Below are 21271 nucleotides of genomic sequence, written 5' to 3' on the forward strand. Positions count from 1 at the left end.
CGACCAACGCTATATAGAGGCCGCATCTTGCATAACATAGGTGAATCATGACCAACATCCCCAAGGGAGAGCTTGCTATCCAGACTTTGGCAATGCCAGCAGATACTAATGCTAATGGCGATATCTTTGGTGGTTGGATTGTGTCCCAAATGGATTTAGCTGCCGGAATATTGGCAAAAAGATTAGCATTGGGACGTGTTGCGACTGTTTCCATTCATTCCATGAATTTTTTAAAACCAGTTCATGTCGGTGATCTTGTGAGTTGTTACGTCAGTCTAATAAAACAAGGTAATACTTCTATGACGTTGCGGGTTGAAGTATGGGCGCATCCTGCCACCCAAAATGAAGCCTATCAAGTCACCGAAGGAGTTTTTGTTTTTGTTGCCATAGATGAAAAAGGTAAAGCGAGACAGGTACCTAAAAAATATGACCAGTAATTCCCCAGAGCTGTATCATTTACTTACTGAAATGGCAACCCTAATTGCACAAAACGCGGAGCCAGATCCTCAATTATATATTTTATTCTTCCAACAACCCGAACTCGCTTTTAAATTGGTGGATATTATTAATAATTTGGAAGAAAAATTGGATGAAGGACTTTCAGTTTATTCAGCCTGCGTTTTTGCTTTGGATATTTGTGTCGCCCAATTACAAGGCGCAGCGGAGTCCAATAATAAGATCACTGCAAAAATCTTAATCCAGTTAATGGATCACTTAGCCGAAATGATCAATTCTCGCAAACATACATTGAGTTTTTGGTTGCCGGTCTTAAATTCTTTTTATGAATCACACGTCGAGTTGACCGAGGATTTAAAAAATGCCTACTACGAACTTGCTAGTGATGAGGAAGAAGTGATCCAAGAAGGTGAACCTATATCCCATCTAGAGGCAATTCGAGATTTAATTCACGAATTAGCAGATCTTAATGTTTTTGAAATCGCTGAAAATTTTTTCGCTCAAAGTTATGCAATGCCGGCTGATTTTTTTATCGATCTCATGGTGGATTTATATAATATTGAAGAAGGTGGGGATATTGCCTTACTTATTTTATTACATCCTAAAGCTGAGGTTCGCGAAGTTGCTTTGAACACGCTGAGTCAAATTATAGGCATGGTTACTTTTTCATCGATATCCCTTTCGCGTTTACAGACAATCAAATATTGGTATCCAGAGCGGTATCATGCCCTCTTCGACTCTTGGATTAAAATTCAACGCAAGCAAGGGGTGGTTTTCGCACCAGAACCTGAAGTAGCCAATGTGAATATCCGAGCAACTGAAATCGATGGTTCCGGTTCACAGGGCGTTTTTCTACATGTTCGTAAAAAAAGGAAAAATAGACTGTGTGGTTTGTTATTAAAGTATGAATTAGGTCTTAAAGATGCGTGGATAACACCTTCGCTGTCCTCGAAAGATGTGAAAGATTATTACAATCAGGCATTTGATGAAAATGTAACTTTGCGTGAGGTGGATTTAGTTTATTTCACAATGATGGTTGAGCATTTCTTAGCGATAACCATCGACAAAGGTGAAATTCCAAACGTGCAATTTTTAGAAATTCAAGAAGAACTGGGGATACGCTTACGTCCTAGAAAGTTGGATTTAGAGTATCTTTTCGAGCAATTAAGCATACAAATTACTCCTTTTACTCAAGAGGTGATTTCCGGTTCCTTACGACGTTCAAAATCCTGGCTAAAAACTAAATCGTTTACTGAATCTTGGTATTTAGAAAGTCATTTGGTTGATAAAATCGTTAATCATAACAGCACTTTTGTTGATGGGATTAGAGTGTGCCGGATGGAAGAAGCTATAGAAGCTGTCTTTGCTGAGGAGATGGAACTGCATCGCGATAAATGGCAATTTCACTTTTTATGGATAGCCTTATGGATGAAGTCCAAAGAAAAGCGAAATGAAAAAATATGGCGAGATAGTTTTTTGATTGCCTATACCATCCATGAAGGTAAGCCTCTGAAAGAAATCCCGGTGATGCAAGAAATTTGCCGTCAGACAGTGATTAATAGTGCAGAAACAATGCAAGAACGACGAACACATTTGAGTCAGGAATGAGATAAATCTATGTTTACCGGAATTATTGAAAGCAAAGGTATCGTAATTAGCAATACTGGGCATGATGGCGCAAACCGATTATGTATTTCGTCTGGTTTGAAGCAATTACAAACAGGTGAAAGCATCGCTGTAAATGGCGTTTGTTTAACATTATTGCCTATGGGAGACGCCGACTTAAGTTTTGATGTTTCTCCCGAAACATTGCAGCGAACTACCTTAGGACGGCTTAAAATAGGTAATGAAGTCAACTTAGAACGGGCAATGCTCGCCTCAACTCGTTTTGGGGGACATTACGTAAGCGGACATGTAGATGCGCTTGCTCATATTCATTCCATTAAGCACCTTAATGAATTTGTTGAAGTAGAGTTAAGTGGGTTTGATGCAAATGCAATGTTGTTTTTAGTACCTAAAGGTAGTATTACTGTTGAAGGGGTAAGTTTAACAATTAACTCGGTGTCGAACCAAGGCGTTAAATTGATGCTTGTCCCGCACACATTACTGAATACAACCCTTAGCTTTTTAGAAAAAGGCCAAGAGGTTAATATTGAATTTGACTACCTGGCACGTATTGTTGCTCATCAATTGCAGGTTGCAGGAGCGTTAAGCGATCAGATCCCGTTATGAATTAAGGAGTAGTTCATGACTAAACATTTAACATCCCGATGGCATCATCTTTTTTTCGCCACAATTGTTATCGGGGTTGTTTCAGGTTTGGGTGGGATGTTTCTAGCCTTATTATTACATTTTATCCAACACTTAGCCTATCAGCACACGGTCTTTCCTATTATTGAAAATGAGCGTTTTCTCGATGTGGTTACTGGTTCAACAGCGTCGAGAAGGGTGATTGCTCTGCTATTGTGTGGTCTCATTGCTGGATGGGGTTGGTGGGCTGTTTTTCGTTATGGTCGACCTTTAGTGAGTATTGCAAATGCAATTAAATCACCTAGACCCTATATGCCTATAAAGACGACTATCGTACATGTGTTACTGCAGATAATTACGGTTGCTTTGGGGTCACCTATGGGACGAGAAGTGGCTCCGCGAGAACTAGGGGCCACGTTTGCCTGTTGGTTGACCAATAAAATGAAGCTACATCCTAAAGAAAGTCAAGTACTGGTGGCCTGCGCTGCAGGCGCAGGACTGGCTGCTGTCTATAATGTTCCTTTTGGTGGCGCGCTCTTTACTTTAGAGGTACTCATCGGTACTTTTCATTGGTTCGCAGTGATACCTGCCATTACTACCTCTGCGATTGCAGTGGTTATAGCCTGGATAGGTTTGGGTAATCAGGCGATGTATCAAATACCAGTTTTAATACTGGATTCTTCAATAGTTGTTTGGGCTATTGTTGCGGGTCCTCTTTTTGGTTTTGCTGCTTATTGGTTTAAACAGATAACAAACAGAGCCCAAAGTCGAGCGCCACGAAATTGGAAAATCATTATATTCTGCCTATTTAATTTTTTTATTATCGGACTCTTGGCGATTTATTTTCCGGAAATATTAGGGAATGGTCGATCTGCTGCTCAATTAGGGTTTGATGGAGATATGTTGGGACTTAGTCTTGCGACAGTCATATTAATACTTAGATTATTAATTGTTTGTACTAGCATACAAGCGGGTGCTTCCGGTGGAATATTAACACCTTCTCTTGCAAATGGCGCGTTAATGGCCGTCATTTTGGGTATTCTTTGGAGCCACTTGTGGCCAGGTATTTCAATATCTGCATTTGCGGTTATCGGCAGCGCAGCATTTCTTGCTGCGGCTCAAAAAATGCCGATAACTGCAATTGTCCTAGTCATCGAATTTACAGGAATCAATTTTAGTTTTTTTATTCCTATGCTTTTATCAGTTGCAGGGGCAATTAGCATGTTTAATTATTGTGCTACCAGGCGTTTGGTTGTTGCGACAAACTGACGAGAGCAAAGAAGTAGTACTGTAAATTCTAAAATAGATTAACTAACTGTCTTTATCACAATTTGGATCTCGAGTTAAGTATGTTAGAGGTCGCATCATATAAATTAATCACCTTGGGAAAAACTTCATTCATACTGAAGGCGCTAATTTTATCAAACATATTGGCACGAAATGTATTATATTCTTCATTTGAAAACATTTTGTACGATTCAAAAAATATCTGATCATAATTCATGCTATCATTGGGATCCGGAATATCAAAAAGTTTGCTGAACTCGCTGGCTAATTCATATGATTTTAAGTTGGTAAGCAGTGGAATGGCCCCACAAGAAGCCCCTTCTAGAATTGAGCTTGATAATTGATCTGTTTCTGGTACTGAAATTGAAAAATCTGCTGCAGATAAATAATGTGACATTTCTTGTTGCGATAAAAAGCCTTTTATCAAATGGATAGAGTTATTGTTTGCACAATTTTGTTCCACTTTCTCGAGATAACCTGGTTCAGAATCTCCTTCAAGAAGTATGAGAAAACCACGATTCATCTTCTCCCTAAAACGAGAAAAAGCATCAATTAATTCAAGAGTATGATATTGGCTACGAATGCGCCGATTAACAATCCATATTGGTGAACTTACTAATCTTAATTCTTTCCTAATCTTATCGCGCTTTTCTTGTGAAAAACAAAATGAATCCGCAACCCCTAGACTGAATTCATGAATTTTTGACCGCTCGATACCGAAATAATTAACCAAATAATCAGTCATGCTTGGGGAGGCAGAAGAAATGCTTACAGCCTTTTTTAATATCTTGCCGAGAAGTATAGAATAAACTTTACTTCTACTCGATGCGCTAAAAATTTCGGTTCCATAGGTAGTAAGAATATAAGGTTTACCAGATAAAAAGGCGATCAAACCATAACCCGATGTATTGTGTGCATGAAAGAATGTATCTTGGTTTTTAGAAAGAGTTAATCTAAGCAATAATCCAGATATTAAATATTTAATTGGCATAGGAATGCGATGAAACAATGATGGTAAGATTTTTTTGACAGGTGAGTTTACAATCATTGTTTGATTCAAATGATGCACAGTGTGGATACAGGCTTGGTATTCACCAGAATTTAACAGCTCCTCCCAATGTCGAACATGAGGACTATGAGGGTTAGCCAAAAAGTTAATACATCTTCGCTTCATAGGAAATACCATAAAAATAACGTCTATTCTTGTACCAATACAAAATCTGCAAGATTAAGTAACCTAGTAAAACACCGATAACAGAACCGAGAACTGAGTTTTGATATTGCCAGTTCACAATAACTACAATGAGTGCCCACAGGACACTACCAGCGAGCAAAAATAGGAACTGACTGCGAGCTACCAGGAACTGATTTTGAATTGCTCCCACCGCAGCTACTACTCCTGCCACCTGCCAAAGAATCACTATTAAAATTGATTGATAGGAACTTTTTATGCCATAAAGATTAAATAAAAAGGGTAAAAATAAGCCGATGGCTATCGTCCAAAATAAACCAATAGCAAGGTAAAAGGCACTCAGTCGAGTTATCATTTGCTGTTGGGTATTATTGACCGCCTGACTTAATCGAGGAACGAAAACGCCTCCAAGTATTCCAGGAATAAATATCATGATATTAAATAGTTGATATCCTAAAAAAAATGCTGTTTTATCAACTTCATTAGAATTAAACTCAACCTGTTGGCCTAATATGAAAAAAATTACAAGGAAGGGTAAACCGAATGCCCCGCTATGGAATGATTTGTAAATTATACTGAATACATTACTATTAAGAATGATTTGTTTATTAAACTGAAAATGACCATCCTTCATTACTTTTAACCAAGAACAAAAACCTGTAAGTAACCACCCGCTAGAGAGCAAGATCAAAAAGAGATTGTAATCCTTTAAAAGAATAGGAATACTTACTAAAGCCACTACGACAAGGTTAACTAAAATCCATAAATAACCCGCGCTTTCATGAGAACCTGAACGGTTTAACACTGCTGCGGCCAATGATAAGAAAAAATAGCCAATGCAATAGATTAAAACACTTATAAAGAATACCAAGGAATATTGATCAGGGTTAAATAAAATACCCATATAACCTAATACACCAACAATTAGGAATGAGAAAACAAGAGTCATGGCGCCACTGTACTGCAATACGATTGCATTTTCTTTTGCATCCAGAGGTAGCGATAAAATACGAGGCAAAACCCCCATTAATGAAAAATTACTAAGTGTATTGGCTGCAGTCAGGAATAATACAAACAATCCATAACTATCTGATCCCAGCCTATTTGCCAGAATGGCTCCTAAGGCAATTTGGGTGAATCGGGCACATCCCACTCCAACCACGTAAATCGATTCGCGTATCAACTGACACTCCATTCTGCGACCATTTTTTTATGCTGATGTAACTCTTCTTTAGAGAATCGTTGCTTTATCACTTTGGCAGGAATTCCTGCCACGATGGAATAATCTGGTATTGATTTGGTCACAATGCTCCCAGCTGCAATAACTACTCCTTCACCAACGGTGACTCCTTTGAGAATCGTTGCATTGGCTCCAATCCAAACATCATCTTTAATAATGACTTTGCCGGATCGCGTAGATTGTTTATCCTTATTCATAAAATACATAGGTTTCCCAATTTGATTCATTTCATGATCACCACAGTAAATGGAAACATTTGGCCCTAGCATCACATAGGAGCCAATTTCGATGGGATACTCCTTGGATGAGGACATTGTCGCTCCATGACCAATAAAAACAAAACTACCGATTTCGATACTGTCATAAGATAGCGTGGATGTTAGTGGGTCAAAAATAACTTGGGCACCACAACGGCGAAATCTTGTTTTGAATAAATGCATGACGAATCTCGAGAAGGCTAGTTGGCCTTTTTGGATGCATAATGTAATAAATTTGATAATTTCTTTCATTTATTGTGTCCTGACCATAATCCTCTTGTATCAACAACGATGGTATCTTTTTTAATTAAATTCTCTGCAGCTGCAAATGATTTATGGTCGACTAATAGTAATACGATATCAGCTTCGAGTAATGCACTCTCTATACTCTGCAATTCTACTTTTCCATTTAACCCATTAGGAAGAGTATCAATATAAGGTTCAACAACAACTATATATCCAGCATGAAATTCTGCAATATTTTTCACAATAGCAAGGGCAGGGCTTTCTCTCAAATCATCAATATCCGCTTTGAATGTGAGGCCAAAACAAGCAATAACCACGTCTTTAACTGTCTTATTAGGATGTGCTTGTAAATAATTAGAGATGGCAAGTTTTACCTTTTCCAAAACCCATGATGGTTTACTATCGTTAACTTCTCTTGCGGCTCTGATAAGAGTAGCTTCTTTCGGAGCACTACTCACTATGAACCAGGGATCAACTGCTATGCAATGTCCTCCAACTCCAGGTCCTGGTTGCAGAATATTGACTCGAGGATGACGATTTGCCAAGGAAATAAGTTCCCATACATCAATATTTAATTTATCACAAATAATGGATAATTCATTGGCAAAGGCAATGTTAACATCACGGAAACTGTTTTCAGTTAACTTACATAACTCTGCGGTGCGTACATCGGTAATTATACACTCGCCTTCGACAAAAGTTTGATAAAACTTTTGTGCTTTAGCCGAACAAGCCTCAGTCATGCCGCCAATGACTCGATCATTTTGCACAAGTTCACGTAGGATATGTCCTGGTAATACGCGTTCAGGACAATGAGCAATTTTAATGTCTGCTTCCTCACCATATTGTTGGGGAAAGGTTAAATCGGTTCGAATACAAGCTAACCACTCGGCCATTTGTTCTGTAGTACCTACAGGAGATGTGGACTCTAAAATAATTAAATCTCCTTGCTTTAATACGGGTGCAATCAATGTTGCTGCTGACTTTATATAGCTCAAGTCGGGTTGATTTCCTTCCATAAAAGGCGTGGGAACAGCAATTAAAAATGCAGAAGCAGGTTGGGCCACTGTTGTAGCGTGTAGATAACCCTCAATAATACATGCATGAACCAAAATATCTAAGTCCGGTTCAACAATATGACTCATCCCCTTGTTAATAGTTTCAACGGTAGATGCATTAATATCTACACCTATTACGTGAATCTTTCTTGATGCAATAACTGCAGCAGTGGGTAGTCCGATATAACCCAAGCCAATAACTGAAACTGTTTCAAAGTCCTGGTGAACAGTATGATTTATCATAATTTATTCCTAGTTTTAAGCCCAACGTTCTAACCACATTACAAAATTTTTTGATAATAAGTCCCTATCGAATTGTGATTTGGCAAGCATCAGCGCCGATTCACCCATTTGAGAAAGTTGTTGTCGATTTTTTGCTAGATTAATAAGCGCATCACAAAATGCTTCAGCGTTGTCGGGTTCCACTACCACCCCACAACCTGTATTGGAAATTTTCTCAGCTAACCAGCCGGGATAATTGATCAATACCGGTAGCCCAGCAGCAATATAATCAAAAAATTTGTTCGGAGATGTGCCATCATAAAAAGCGGGCACATTTGCTAAAATTTGCATGCCTATATCTGCACACGCCAGTAGTTGTGATAGTTGATCTTTATCCACTGGGTCAAGAAAAATGATATTGTCTAATCCTAACTCATTTGCCTGTTGAATTAATCGATCTTTCAATTTTCCTTGACCAATGAGTACAAATCGAACATCGTCGCATTGTCTTTCTTTTAATATTTTAGCGGAATTAATAATGGATTGAAGGCCATTTGCTATGCCATGAGTCCCGGCAAAAATAGCCATTAAGTGATGCTCCTCAACACCTTTAGGTCGTACTGATTTATGTGAGCCTGCAAATAAATCGATATCGCTACCATTTGGAATTATCGTGACTCGTTTTTCGTCTTTTTGAAATCTTAAAATACCCTTTTGAATACCTGGGGATAATGCAATTAACGCATCAGCACTTTTATAGGCCATCCACTCCACTAAACCCATTAATTTTAAAATGATGGGATTAGTAATGACACCCATTTCACGAGGCAACTCCGGCCATAAGTCTCTGACTTCAAAAATAAATGGTTTTCTACGACACCATTTACCTACTAAACCGGGTAACGCTATGGTAAGTGGGGTTGATGTTGCGAAAATTAGATCATACTTTGCGCTTAACGCATACTTCATACTTAAATAAGCGAACCGTAAGAAAATTGCAGTTCGTTTTAAAAAAGAATCTTGATTTGCATAAGCTAAATTAAATTCCACAACATGGATCCCATCAACGTTGCCTTCACGAACATTATTTTTAAAAGAATGGACTAATCCAGTATTTGCTCCTTTATAGCTACCACAAACTACGGTCACCGTATGTCCATACTCAATCAGCTTTTTGGCCATTTTGTAGGATCGAATCCCTGTTGATCCAGCTGGCGTAGAAAAATGTTGATGAAAATATAGAACATGCATATCAATTCACCTCTAAATCAATGGTAAAGCTTTGAATTTCTAAAGTTTGCAATATCTTTAGTATTCTTATTCACTAACAATCCTTTTGTCCCTAGGTTAAATAACCAAACTTAGAGCATCTTTAAATACATTATTATTTTTTTTAATATTAGAATACGCGGGCCTCTCTGTAAAAAGGAATGAAGGATAGTTTTAATCATTGAAAGAAAGATACAAATTACTAATTTCTGTGTACGGAGATGATTCAATTCTAAAATCCTTTTACAATATCAAATCTTTTGCATCAAGAAGGGGGATTTCCCATCAAGTATGACAAAAAAGGTTCGTTATACATTGAACGTGATTAAGCTTACATATATTGAACATAACTTTCAATACCAGTTATATTCCATTTCTACAACCCCTGGTTGATCTACTTCGATCTCCAAAACGGGAAGTTTAGCTTTTTGTTGATAGTAACGAGATTCCCAACCTTCAACTAATTCAAAACGCTTTATGGGGATGGAGGTATTTATTTTGATAAAATGAGTTTGGTTTGATAATGAGTGATCTTGAAGCTTCCAATCTCCAGGTATTAATCGCCAGCGTATTACTGCGGATTTTTTAAATCCGTTAATGGTATCATTTACTTTTAAATAATTATTATAGAGTTCCACGGCACGTTGATGGGTTACCCCAAAACTGTCGCAATAACTGACTTTAAAGGTACTGCACAGCTCGGTTTCTGTTATTTGAGTGAAGGAGCTTGTTTTTAACCAATTACCAAATAAAAAGCGACTTAGTCGAGGCATCTGATCACGCTGATCAAATTGAATGGTATTATGACTTGCTGTTCCAGGAAAATAATTAAGCCATTTATCACTAGTATTGTAGCTATAAGTCCCCGCATCACGAAGTAAATTGACACTGTTGACCCATAAATCTATATGCAAGGCATCCGCGTGACTTGGACGAAAACGAAATCGGGGATAACGCATTAAAAGAAATACAGAACGGCGTTTAAGTATCGCAAAGCCTCCATCATTAAATAGTTTACTTTTTAAGGGTTCTGCTTTGTTATCGGGAATTGCAATTTGCAACCATTGAAGGGGATAATTCCAATTTCCATCCTTCGTATAGGCTTGTTGATGATTAAACAAGATCATGGCCAATTGCACAGAGGGCCTGTAATCTCGATAGTCACTATCTGTTAATTGTAATAACCTTGCCCCATCATTTGCGCCAATATTTGGTGCATCTCCGGTTTGGTCATCTACCATATGAAACAACCAATATGTAGCTGCCGAGCATTTCCTCCTCCATTCGTCAGAAAAGGCCGATAAGGAGAGTTTTCGTCGCCACACCTCAACCATGCAAAGGGTGTCTATAAGTACTCGATGGTAATTAACAGAATATTGACTGAAGCTTCCATCTTCTTCTATTAAATATGATATCCGATTTTCTAACCATTTCCGGCCTAATCGGCTCCATTTCTTACCCTTGCTAATACCCAGCATCTCAAGCCAACTACCTCCTATAAAAAGAGCTGCGGCCTCGGAGGTGCCATGATTATTGTCCTGTGCTATTGCATATTTCAAGGTTGATGCAATCCGCTGAAGGTGCAGATGGATTAGGGCTATTAATGATTTGGAAGCCTGTTGGATTTGATCAACAATCAAGGTGGCAATTGCCAAATGCATTACTCGAATTGCAGCTTCTTGACCACATTTCCAGTTAACACCGAAAAAGGGTGGGTTATTGAGACACCAATTATTTAACCATTCATTTAATTTCTTTAATGAGTTTCTGTCGCCTAATTTTGCTTGTTGTGAGAATGACAATACCCAATCAAAACGCGAAGCCTCCCAGATTACTTTAATATCACCACAGTGTGTTGCAAAATCTGAGATTTTCCACCATGGTTTTGTTTCATCCATACGGGCACCAGTAAAAGGGTTTAAATGCCAATCTGGTGCATTATCTGAAATCGGAACCAATTGATTACCAAAATAGGCAGCCTCTTGTAGCCAATTTTTATTAGGAACAAGCGGGCTCTCGGAAGCACGAACTTCGAAGAAAAATGTACCACTAGGTACTTTAATTTGTGGGTTGTGACGACTAAATTTTTTTAGAAGTCGGTAATGCACCACCCGTAACAAATTGGTAGCGCCTAACGCATAAAGTGTTTTCGCTTTGGTTTCTATCGTTCTCATTTTTTAGATAGCAAATCGGCGATGTTGATAGTTATTCGTGACACTTCAAAAATTTCCTCTATGGGTAAAGGTGTTGGAAGACCTTTTTCTACGGCCGTTAGAAATGCTTGGGCGCATTGTGTTTGTCCTTTATCTTGTCTCCAAAGGTTTTGTTTTTTAAAGTTTGGCCACCCATAGCCTGTCAATTTGCGAAAATTATCTAATTGCAAAATTTTTCCTGCCGTGAAAACTTCTATCCTCTCTTTGGGAAAACTGGGAGATCCATTAGCTAAATAATGAATTGTACCAAAAGATCCATCAGCAAAGCCCAATATAATTGCTGCCTTGTCTTCTGTGATTTTCACAGAGGGGTTCTCTCCCATGCATCGAGCTTGTACGGAAGTAATTTCACAATCCGCTAAAAATCGCATTAAATCAACTAAATGACAGGCTTCACCGAGAATACGACCCCCACCAATTTTTTTATCTTGTGTCCAATGTTCAGCAGGAATAGTGCCGGCATTCATAGTCATGATAAAAGTTTTTGGTTCCTTTATGGGATGCAACAATGTTTTAATTTTTTGTATCTGGGGTGCGAAACGTCGATTAAATCCCACCATTAAATGTGGTTTTTTACCCGATAAATGTGCTGTATGATAGCTTGCTTCAATTTCAGCAAGTTCAGATAAATTAAGTGCTAATGGTTTTTCAACAAAAACATGCTTGCCAGCGGCTAAGCCCTTGGTTACCAATTCTGCATGGGTATCATGGCGAGTGGCAATAACCACCGTATTGATTTCCTCATTATGAAATACATTTTCTATCTCACTAGAGGCATAAGAAAAGCCGGCTTTTTCACCGTGAATTGCACTATTTACTCCTCCTGCTGTAACCAATGTATGTAGTTGGGCCTCTGCCGATTTAAAAGCCGGAATTAACACTCGAGACGCATAATTCCCTGCGCCAATAAAACCTACTATGGGTTTACTGGAGTGGAAAACAGGATTTGCTTTTAATTGAACTTGTTTTTCAATTGGCTGATTATTATCTGATGGATAGTGCATTAGGATACCTAATGCTGATTTATTCTCTGTTAAAACTTGATACGCTTGTAATGCCTCTTCAAAGGTATATCGGTGGGTAATTAAAGGCTTAACATTTAATTGACTGCTCGCCATCATATCAAGGACTGCTTGAAAATTACGTTGCTCTGTCCAACGTACAAAACCAATTGGATAATCAACCCCCTTTTCTTCATATAGAGGATCATATCGACCAGGTCCATAAGAACATGAAACTTGAAAACTTAATTCTTTTTCATAAAAATCTGCTCTATTTAACTCCAGACCAACCACACCAACTAAAACAATACGTCCCCGCTTCCTACTCATGTGTGCAGCTTGTTGGAGTGGATCATTTGATTTGGTAGAAGCGGTAATAATCACTCCGTCAACACCATACCCCCGGCTGAAAGTCATTCCTGCATTAACTACGTTCTCACCTTTATTCGGATTACAAATTTCGGCACCAAATTTTTGGGCAAGAAGCAATTTTTCTTCGTCAAAATCGACTGCTAATACACGGCAACCATGAGCTTTAAGTAATTGAATCGTTAGCATGCCAATAAGCCCAGCACCGATAACTACAAATGCTTCGCCCAATGTCGGTTGTGCTAAACGTATGCCTTGGAGACCGATACTTGCCAAAACTGTAAAAGCAGCCGTCTCATCATCAACATTATCCGGAATTTTTGCACATAAATTTGAAGGTACTTTGACTAAATCTGCATGAGAGCCATTAGAAGCTACACGGTCACCAACATTAAATCCTTTGCAGTTTTTACCTACTTCTATAATGACACCTACATTACAATAACCGGGTAATATAGGCTGTGACAGTTTAGAGCGCACAGCATCTAAAGTTGTAAGAATACCCTCTGATTTTGCTTTATCCAAAACCATTTTTACTTTTTCAGGCTGTTGACGTGCTTTACCAAAATAGGATGCTTTACCAAAATCAAGAAGCATGCGTTCTGTTCCGGCAGAAATTAATGTGGTTGATGTGGAAATTAATATACTATTATCATCCATCATGGGGGCAGGTGCCTCTATTATGGATGACTTACCATGACTCATATCCTGGATTAACTGTTTCATGTTGATACCTCAATTAAATTATGCTGTGAGCGACTTTTCTTTACAAAGCAATATAAGCCATAAGCAAAAAAGACTGGCATCACTGAATAAAAAAATGATTTGGAAAAAGAAGCCAGATCACTTCGTAAAAAGAAGAAAAACCAAGGCACCATAATCGCATAGACTATTACTTGCACGACATTTGATTTTTCTATCGCTTGATTTTCAAGATACTTAATTAACATTCCAACAAAGAAAAACTCTAAAAATACGCCTACAGCGCCAAAATTTAAATAGCCTTCTGCAACGGGGAAGAACCCCATATTACCACCAATTGCGATATATTCGGGGGAAAAGAACTCGTGAGTGTATTTTACACTAAGGCTTTCGCTAAATTTTCCTAGGGATGAGGGAAGTAAATTGACAAGCGCATCAAGGTAACTGCTACCCCATAAAAAACTGTTAGAAAACCATGGGTTGACATCGAGCATTGATCTGAATGGCGCCCCCAATTCGCTGGCTGAAAGGTCTAACCATGCCAGATTAAAATTCTCTAAAACATACGATAAAGCTGATGAAGCTCCATGATCAGATAAAACTTGTCTGAAACTGGCAAATATTCCAAATAAAAAAGCACAAAAAAGGGATGTTAGTATTACAAGCATAGGTACTTTACCTTTGACTTTTAGAAAATAAATAAATAGAAAGGAAATCACCATGAAGAAACTGGGTCTTCGAATACCTAAAAAACTAACATAAGCAACGAAACATAATAAAAAGGATAACAAAAAAAAGCCTACTATTAGCCTTTTTCTGGAAGGCTGATAAAGCCAGCTATGAACCATAAACAGATAACCAATAATTGAATAATATAAGCCTAACTCCAGGGGCCCTGCTTCGCGTTTTAAAAGAGCTCTACCCGCATAACCAGCATTAAAATAGGCAGAAAATCCTACTGTACCCGCAATTGCAGCAATCAAAATTATTATGCCCAGAAGGAGTATTGAGAAGCCAAAAAATGATTCCCGGTTACCATTATTCATTAGTTTAAAGCGTGGTTTTCCAATAGCATAATAGCCAAAAATTTGGCCTAAAAGACCCACTACACACATGGTTGTGACGAAGGTAACACCGTTCTCATTGTAATCATTATAAAAATAATGATGTATAGGAACCGCCATTGAATAAAAGAAGAAAGCAAGAATACAAACAACTGAAGCAGAGAAGAAACCACAACCCGACAGATGACTTGTTAGGAAGGTAGCTATAATAAAACACCAAAACGAAGATAGTATGAGCTCTGAATTTAGCTCGAAACTATATGAGATAAAAACAGAGGAAATGCCTACTAACAGAAAGATCCATAAAATAAATTCTAAATATTTCGCAGAATAGTCAACATTGTATTTCATCATAATCACCAGGTACCTGATTTAAGAGCAACCTAATAAAGATTCTGTTCATTACAATGAACAGAATCTCGTATTGGCTAGGATGCTAGTTTCATGTTATTGCTTCTGGTAATTGCATCCTGGAAAAGTACAATTATGCATGACAATAAGAATCCCATCATTAATCCTAGAGCAATGATTAATCCTTTTTTAGGCTTAATCGGTTTTGAATCAACAAGAGGCTGCCCATCCATAGCATATAGATTTACGCCACTGACATCGAAATTTAAGGAATTTAGATGTTTAAGTTCCGCTTGGAGCTTTTCGATTGTATTGGTGTAGGGTGTGTCATCTTTTCGTTCCCGTAATGCAGTGATCGTCGCGTTATTTTTTAGAATGTCGATTTTTTCTTGGAGAATAGAAAGTTTTTTCTCATATTTTAAGGTGTGTGTATTTTCTTTCAGATGAGCGATTTCCTTTTTAAGGTAGGTAGTTCCTTTTAAATAAAGATCTTTACGATTGGAACCGACATCAACCACCACATTTGGATTTTTAATTTCCTGAAATTGGTTGGGGTAGGTAATACCAAGAAGTTGAGCAGTTTGTAGGGCTTGATTTAACTCTTGTAAGCGAATTTGCCTATCGCGTTGGTCACGTTTGGTAAGTGCATTAATATTGTTGTTCAATTGTGCAATGGATAAATTCTGCTGCTCGATGAGTCTTTTTATCTCATTATTTCGACTTGCTGTCACATTGCCAATACGTGTATGTATAGTTTCAGTTAATTTGATTACCTTACTTTGAATGATTTCTTTTTGGGTAGAAATGATATTTTCCAACACTTTTTGGTTAGTGTAGGCCAGATACGCTTTATTATCCCTTGCCTGTAAATCCAGCTTGCGAGAAAGGGTGACCAACTCAGCCTCCTGGCTGTTATCTTTAAAATTATCTTTTAAATCTCCTTTGAAATGATTAATGACAAAGACTTTATAATTTTCCGCAGCTTTGTTTAACAAATGAACACGTTTTTCTTTAGATATCTGGGTCTCTTGGTCTTTAGGGATTACTAAATTATTTTCTTTTAAAAAAGAAATTATATTGCTTTTTTTGGATAAACGTTTGACAAATTTTTTAAATAATAAACGTCCTGGAATATCCAAATCTGTATTTATTATTAGTTTCTGAAATTGATACGGATAAGGCTCAACTATATTAGATTTAACTTCATAGGTTTTGGGAAGCAAAAAAGCAGCCAAAATAGCACATAAAGTACATAGAGCAGTAACACCAGCTATAAAGACTCTTTTTTTGATTAAAGCGGATAATAAACTAAAGAAATCAATATAAGACCTGTCATCCGTTTGTTGATGCATTAGCAAGTATTGTTGATTAAAGGGCTGAAGTTTATTAGTGTTTTCATCCAGCATAATTTATTTCCTTACTATTTAAATATGGGTTTGTGGAATTATCGTAAATTTGAGTAATAATATCGACGATTCGGGTAGAAGCATTTCCATCCCCATATGGGTTTTGCGCCTGGCTCATCTGTTTATACAGCGCTTCATCTAAAAGAAGTTGTTCTACACCATTAATAATTTCATTTACATCCGAGCCTACTAGTTTAACTGTCCCAGCAGTAAGCGCTTCCGGTCGTTCAGTAGTTTTTCTCATGACCAGTACCGGTTTCCCGAGAGACGGTGCTTCTTCCTGGATCCCGCCTGAGTCTGTTAGGATTAAATAGGCATTACGCATCAAATAAACAAAGGGTAAATAATCTACAGGGGGTATTAAATAAATGTTTTCAATTCCTGTTAATAATGAATTTACTGGTGTTTGTACATGGGGGTTTAAGTGAACTGGATAAACAATATCAACATCCGGAAATCGTTTCGCTATTGCTACCAAGGCCTGACAAATACTTTTAAAACCTGAGCCAAAATTTTCTCGCCTATGGCCAGTGACAAGTATGATTCTTCTCGAAGGGTCCAAAAATGGATATTCTTCTTTAAGTAGTAAACTGAGAACGGGCTCTGCGTCTAATTGATTTGTAATTTGATAAAGAGCATCAATTACTGTATTTCCTGTAACAAAAATATTTTCGTCAGGAACTCCCTCATCTAAAAGGTTCTTACGGGAGAGTTTTGTTGGGGCAAAATGCAAATGAGTTAGGCAACTTGCTAATTTTCTATTGGCCTCTTCTGGCCATGGTGAATAAATATTCTTGGTTCGCAATCCTGCTTCGACATGGGCTACCGGAATACGTTGATAATAGGCTGCTAATGAGGCAGCCAACGCTGAAGTAGTGTCGCCATGAACAATGACTAGCTGCGGTTGATATTCTTTGAACACATCACTAAGACCAGTTAGTATTCTGGATGTTAGATTACTCAAATCCTGATTCGCAGTCATAACATGCAAATCAAAATCTGGCTTTAGACGAAATAGGGCTAACAAAGGATCCAAAAGCTGACGATGTTGTCCCGTGATGCATATTTTATTTTGAATAACTTTTGATGCTTCTAATTTTTGAACTAAAGGGGCCATTTTTATGGCTTCAGGGCGAGTTCCAAAAACACAAAGAGTATTTACAGTCATGAAAAATCCATTTAAATATTATCCAAAGCACTACTGGCAGAGCACGCATTTTGAGCGCATGTAATTGGGTAGCTGTCTGCTCATTAGATTCGTTAAGGTAACATACTCCATTGAATTTGAATAGTAATTTTTTATCGAAAACATATACTGGAGCACGCTGAAAAACTTGCTGCTATTGAAGTATATTGTTCTTGAACGGGCTCGATATTAAGCAAAAAAAAGGCATCTTCCCAGAGCTATTTTATGGTTTCTAATTACTAAATACTAATAGACAATATCACTTAAGTCTGATGACTAAGGTATGTTTGATTCTTAAAGTTCTTTACATAAATGAGGCTAATCATTAATAATTGCTTTTTTCTAATGTTCAGTAAAGAAATAAAGGTATGTTTTAGTATGGTTCCACTAAAAATTTGCTATGTGCTCTCGACCACGGAAGGAGGAACATGGGCTTTTGAACAATTACGAGAGCTTCGGAATACTTATCAGTATGAAGTATCTGTAATATTAAGCGGGAATTCAGGTACCTTAGTCGATCGTTTTAAATCGGAAAATATTCCTGTGTATACCGCAGATTTTGATTTTATGCGTCCTACCGATATTTTCTTTTTACCTGGAAAGATCTTAAGTTTAGTTAGATTATTGAGACAAAAGCGGTTTGATGTAATTCAAACTCATCTTTTTCCTTCCATGATTATTGGTCGTATTGCGAGTTGGATAGCAGATGTACCGATTCGACTTTCAATGATTGCGGGTCCATTTCACCTTGAAGCAGATACCCCTCGATGGATTGATAAAACAACCTCCTGGATGGATGTGGCAATAATTCCTTCATGTAATTATTCAAAACAACTTTATCTAAAAATGAATGTTCCGGAAGATCGACTTCATGTCATTTATTACAGTCCTGATGAACGACGTTTTGATGCAGAAAATACCCTCCCTGCAGGCTTGAGAGAAGAATTTGGCTGGCCAGCAGATACGCCTTTGATCGGAATGATTGCTTATTTTTATCCAAAATTAGGAAAAAATCGATGGACTCCACCTTTTTTACATGGGAAAGCAATTAAAGGCCATGAGGATGTGATTCGCGCAGCTCCAATGATTCTTAAGGAGTTTCCAAATGCAAAATTGCTTTTGATTGGAAGTGGCTGGGGTGAAGCAGGAAAGGAAGTCATGCAATCCATGCAAACATTAGTTACAGAACTGGGATTGCAAGATAGCGTGATTTTTACAGGACATCGTCAGGATATTCCTCGTATATATCGGGATTTAGATGTGTCCATACAAGCTTCATTAAATGAGAACCTGGGTGGAACCATAGAAGCTTTATTGATGGAGTGTCCTACAGTGGTCACCCGAGTAGGTGGGTTGGTCGATACCGTGATTGATGGAAAAACAGGTGTCCAGGTCCATGTAGCCGATCCTGTTGATCTGGCAAAAGGGGTTTTAAGCTTATTGCGTGATCCTAAAACAGCAAAGAAATTTGGAGAAGCAGGGCGAGCTTATATGCTTGAGAAGTTTACACTTAACTCTACAGTGAGTGATTTAAATAATCTTTATCAATACTATAGAGAGAGAAGACCAACGGGTTATCAGTTCCATAAAACCATTTATCGTTTCCTCTTGCTAAGCATTTTAGGTTCTTTTGTTTCCTTACGTTTTTTTATTCTAGATATCTGGCTTCTTCCTCGCTGGGATCTTGGATGGCGCCCTTGGAAACAAGTAATTGTTCGGGCAAAGATGTTGCTCTATCGAGTTTATGCAATGGTGGGTCGAGCCAGCAAGAAGTTTAAAGATAAAACCTCTAGTGAGTAAATATAGATTGTAACCTTGGTGAGCGCCGAAGCTTCTGTTTTCAGGCGCCCAACCCAGGCTACACGTCTTGTTACAAAAAAATGCCAAGCGTATTAAGCCGGTTGCACTTTCCCTTCATAAACATCCATCACTGAATTGACGTCGCCAAACATTTTTACACTTCCATGTTCTAGCCACAGTACGCAATTGCAAAATTGTTTGATGATTTCATTTGAATGAGATGCAAGCACCATTATATTGGATTGATTAACATATTCATTCATGCGATTTTTGGCTTTTTCAATAAAACTTGCATCGCCCACTCCAATTACTTCATCTACTAGAAGAATATCGGGTACTAAAGCAGTTGATAAACCAAATGCTAAGCGGATCATCATGCCGCTGGAGTAGGTTTTAACTGGCATTGAAAGAAAATCACCAAGTTCTGTAAATTCTTCAACGTTTTTGATAATGCTTTTTATCTGATCGTTAGATAACCCAAGAATTAATCCCCGCATACGGATGTTTTCATACCCCGTAAGAGTAGGTTGCATGCCTACGCTGATATTGATTAACGAAACGATATTTCCCTTAATGTGTATCGTTCCTTGAAGTGGTTCATAAACACCGGAGAGAACTCGAAGTAACGTGGATTTTCCTGCCCCATTATGGCCTATTAATCCTAGACGGTCTCCTTTTTTTAAATGCAGCGAAATATTATTTAAAGCCTGTACTTGGAGTTTGCCACTTGTCCCATTACTTAAAAGACCACCGGTTGCAATATTGGCGATTCCTCTTTTCAAAGAACGTGCATCAATATCATAAACAGGATAGGTAAGTGAAAGATTTTTACAGACAATGAAAGACACAACGTACTCCGTAATTAAATCCAAAAAGGAATATTTCTTCTGAATCGAGCAAACAGAACAAATGAGATGCAGGATAAAATAATAGTTATTAAAAGACAGGTATTCCATGTCACCCAATTCGGAGCTTGCCCTAGCAAAGGCATTCTAATTAAATCAATAAAATAATTTAATGGATTGAATACGATAATGGCGGAGTTTGGAAGTAAGTTTGCATTCCAAGAAATAGGAGTAATAAAAAACATTACTTGAATCAAGCTATTAATAATAGGAGGAATATCCCGATATTTTGTACCTAATATAGATAAGATTAAACCTGCAGAAATTAAATTTAAAATAATTAGAAATAAACCTGGAATCACATACAGGATCGCCCAATTGACGGGTATTTGAAAATAAAGTGCAACAACACAATAGACTAAGGCATTATGAAAAAATATGATGACATGACGCCAAGTTAACCTTAATACATATAAAATGTAGGGTAACTTGATTTCATTAATCAGCAGAGATGCCTCAACAAAGGTATTACAACTTTCCGCGAGTCCTGCTGAAATTAAAACCCATACTAGATATCCGGTTGTAAAAAAAGGAACATACTCTGCTATTGATTGATGAAACAGCTGACTGTATACCACAGAAAAAGCGACAATAATAACCAGCATACTGGCGGTGATCCAAAATGGACCTAATACTGACCCCCGATAACGGATTTTTATGTCATTCCAGCCTAAATAGGTCCATAGCTTCCACTTTTTTAAGGCATCGAATAAGTCAATAACAGCAAGCTTAAATTGGCTGTTTCTTATTTCATGAGTGGGAATATTAATATCAATGGTTTCAGTTAATTCTTTCAT

Annotated in this window: 17 protein-coding genes; 5 read left to right on the plus strand and 12 right to left on the minus strand. The window is 37.7% G+C overall.

Annotation, left to right across the window (positions count from 1 at the left end):
- Positions 1–47: 47 nt before the first annotated feature.
- From yciA to ACWTE2_RS25445, 4 genes are read left to right on the plus strand one after another with little or no spacing between them, the layout of a single operon-like run.
- Positions 48–437: an acyl-CoA thioester hydrolase YciA gene (yciA, locus tag ACWTE2_RS25430; protein WP_454784940.1), complete on the plus strand. Its 390-nt coding sequence runs from the start codon at positions 48–50 to the stop codon at positions 435–437.
- A complete protein-coding gene (locus ACWTE2_RS25435) occupies positions 427–2064 on the plus strand; it encodes a hypothetical protein (protein WP_454784941.1) in 1638 nt (545 codons plus the stop codon). Before yciA ends, ACWTE2_RS25435 begins: the two co-directional genes overlap by 11 nt.
- 9 nt (positions 2065–2073) lie before the next feature.
- Entirely contained in the window at positions 2074–2688 is a 615-nt protein-coding gene (locus tag ACWTE2_RS25440; protein WP_454784942.1) for a riboflavin synthase, read from the plus strand.
- Positions 2689–2703: 15 nt separating this feature from the next.
- On the plus strand, positions 2704–3975 hold the full coding sequence (locus ACWTE2_RS25445) for a chloride channel protein (RefSeq protein ID WP_182392265.1): 1272 nt from the start codon (positions 2704–2706) through the stop codon (positions 3973–3975).
- A gap of 55 nt (positions 3976–4030) precedes the next feature.
- Here the strand turns inward: ACWTE2_RS25445 and ACWTE2_RS25450 are convergent, their stop codons facing one another.
- The 10 genes from ACWTE2_RS25450 to wecB form a co-directional block, all read right to left on the minus strand.
- Positions 4031–5167: a glycosyltransferase gene (locus tag ACWTE2_RS25450; RefSeq protein WP_454784943.1), complete on the minus strand. Its 1137-nt coding sequence runs from the start codon at positions 5165–5167 to the stop codon at positions 4031–4033.
- Positions 5148–6368: a polysaccharide biosynthesis protein gene (locus tag ACWTE2_RS25455; RefSeq protein WP_454784944.1), complete on the minus strand. Its 1221-nt coding sequence runs from the start codon at positions 6366–6368 to the stop codon at positions 5148–5150. The genes ACWTE2_RS25450 and ACWTE2_RS25455 overlap by 20 nt, the downstream gene beginning before the upstream one ends.
- Positions 6365–6934, minus strand: a complete 570-nt coding sequence (locus ACWTE2_RS25460) for an acyltransferase (protein WP_454784945.1) — start codon at positions 6932–6934, stop codon at positions 6365–6367. Before ACWTE2_RS25460 ends, ACWTE2_RS25455 begins: the two co-directional genes overlap by 4 nt.
- On the minus strand, positions 6931–8229 hold the full coding sequence (gene wecC, locus ACWTE2_RS25465; RefSeq protein WP_454784946.1) for a UDP-N-acetyl-D-mannosamine dehydrogenase: 1299 nt from the start codon (positions 8227–8229) through the stop codon (positions 6931–6933). Before wecC ends, ACWTE2_RS25460 begins: the two co-directional genes overlap by 4 nt.
- A 15-nt stretch (positions 8230–8244) precedes the next feature.
- Positions 8245–9459, minus strand: coding sequence for a glycosyltransferase family 4 protein (locus ACWTE2_RS25470; protein ID WP_454784947.1), 1215 nt, complete (start codon positions 9457–9459; stop codon positions 8245–8247).
- Between the two features lie 371 nt (positions 9460–9830).
- On the minus strand, positions 9831–11651 hold the full coding sequence (locus ACWTE2_RS25475; protein ID WP_454784948.1) for a heparinase II/III family protein: 1821 nt from the start codon (positions 11649–11651) through the stop codon (positions 9831–9833).
- A complete protein-coding gene (locus ACWTE2_RS25480) occupies positions 11648–13786 on the minus strand; it encodes a bi-domain-containing oxidoreductase (RefSeq protein ID WP_454784949.1) in 2139 nt (712 codons plus the stop codon). Before ACWTE2_RS25480 ends, ACWTE2_RS25475 begins: the two co-directional genes overlap by 4 nt.
- Positions 13783–15180 (minus strand): O-antigen polymerase, encoded by a 1398-nt coding sequence (locus ACWTE2_RS25485; RefSeq protein ID WP_454784950.1) that lies wholly within the window; start codon positions 15178–15180, stop codon positions 13783–13785. Before ACWTE2_RS25485 ends, ACWTE2_RS25480 begins: the two co-directional genes overlap by 4 nt.
- A 74-nt stretch (positions 15181–15254) precedes the next feature.
- Positions 15255–16583, minus strand: a complete 1329-nt coding sequence (locus ACWTE2_RS25490) for a Wzz/FepE/Etk N-terminal domain-containing protein (protein ID WP_454784951.1) — start codon at positions 16581–16583, stop codon at positions 15255–15257.
- Positions 16573–17751: a non-hydrolyzing UDP-N-acetylglucosamine 2-epimerase gene (wecB, locus tag ACWTE2_RS25495; RefSeq protein ID WP_454784952.1), complete on the minus strand. Its 1179-nt coding sequence runs from the start codon at positions 17749–17751 to the stop codon at positions 16573–16575. The genes ACWTE2_RS25490 and wecB overlap by 11 nt, the downstream gene beginning before the upstream one ends.
- 396 nt (positions 17752–18147) lie before the next feature.
- Between wecB and ACWTE2_RS25500 the strand changes: the two genes are divergently transcribed.
- A complete protein-coding gene (locus ACWTE2_RS25500) occupies positions 18148–19569 on the plus strand; it encodes a glycosyltransferase family 4 protein (RefSeq protein ID WP_454784953.1) in 1422 nt (473 codons plus the stop codon).
- A 92-nt stretch (positions 19570–19661) separates the two neighbouring features.
- Here ACWTE2_RS25500 and ACWTE2_RS25505 read toward each other — a convergent pair whose 3' ends face one another.
- Positions 19662–20417 (minus strand): ABC transporter ATP-binding protein, encoded by a 756-nt coding sequence (locus tag ACWTE2_RS25505; RefSeq protein ID WP_182392277.1) that lies wholly within the window; start codon positions 20415–20417, stop codon positions 19662–19664.
- Between the two features lie 14 nt (positions 20418–20431).
- Positions 20432–21271, minus strand: coding sequence for an ABC transporter permease (locus ACWTE2_RS25510; protein ID WP_454784954.1), 840 nt, complete (start codon positions 21269–21271; stop codon positions 20432–20434).

It is taken from the genome of Legionella nigrisilvae, from assembly GCF_977063395.2.

Coding starts and splice junctions, on each gene's coding strand:
- wecC (WP_454784946.1), bottom strand. CDS start 8,229: ATGATAAATCATACTGTTCACCAGGACTTTGAAACAGTTTCAGTTATT.
- wecB (WP_454784952.1), bottom strand. CDS start 17,751: ATGACTGTAAATACTCTTTGTGTTTTTGGAACTCGCCCTGAAGCCATA.
- ACWTE2_RS25490 (WP_454784951.1), bottom strand. CDS start 16,583: ATGCTGGATGAAAACACTAATAAACTTCAGCCCTTTAATCAACAATAC.
- ACWTE2_RS25450 (WP_454784943.1), bottom strand. CDS start 5,167: ATGAAGCGAAGATGTATTAACTTTTTGGCTAACCCTCATAGTCCTCAT.
- ACWTE2_RS25475 (WP_454784948.1), bottom strand. CDS start 11,651: ATGAGAACGATAGAAACCAAAGCGAAAACACTTTATGCGTTAGGCGCT.
- ACWTE2_RS25500 (WP_454784953.1), top strand. CDS start 18,148: ATGGTTCCACTAAAAATTTGCTATGTGCTCTCGACCACGGAAGGAGGA.
- ACWTE2_RS25485 (WP_454784950.1), bottom strand. CDS start 15,180: ATGATGAAATACAATGTTGACTATTCTGCGAAATATTTAGAATTTATT.
- ACWTE2_RS25470 (WP_454784947.1), bottom strand. CDS start 9,459: ATGCATGTTCTATATTTTCATCAACATTTTTCTACGCCAGCTGGATCA.
- ACWTE2_RS25510 (WP_454784954.1), bottom strand. CDS start 21,271: ATGAAAGAATTAACTGAAACCATTGATATTAATATTCCCACTCATGAA.
- ACWTE2_RS25445 (WP_182392265.1), top strand. CDS start 2,704: ATGACTAAACATTTAACATCCCGATGGCATCATCTTTTTTTCGCCACA.
- ACWTE2_RS25460 (WP_454784945.1), bottom strand. CDS start 6,934: ATGAAAGAAATTATCAAATTTATTACATTATGCATCCAAAAAGGCCAA.
- ACWTE2_RS25440 (WP_454784942.1), top strand. CDS start 2,074: ATGTTTACCGGAATTATTGAAAGCAAAGGTATCGTAATTAGCAATACT.
- yciA (WP_454784940.1), top strand. CDS start 48: ATGACCAACATCCCCAAGGGAGAGCTTGCTATCCAGACTTTGGCAATG.
- ACWTE2_RS25480 (WP_454784949.1), bottom strand. CDS start 13,786: ATGAAACAGTTAATCCAGGATATGAGTCATGGTAAGTCATCCATAATA.
- ACWTE2_RS25435 (WP_454784941.1), top strand. CDS start 427: ATGACCAGTAATTCCCCAGAGCTGTATCATTTACTTACTGAAATGGCA.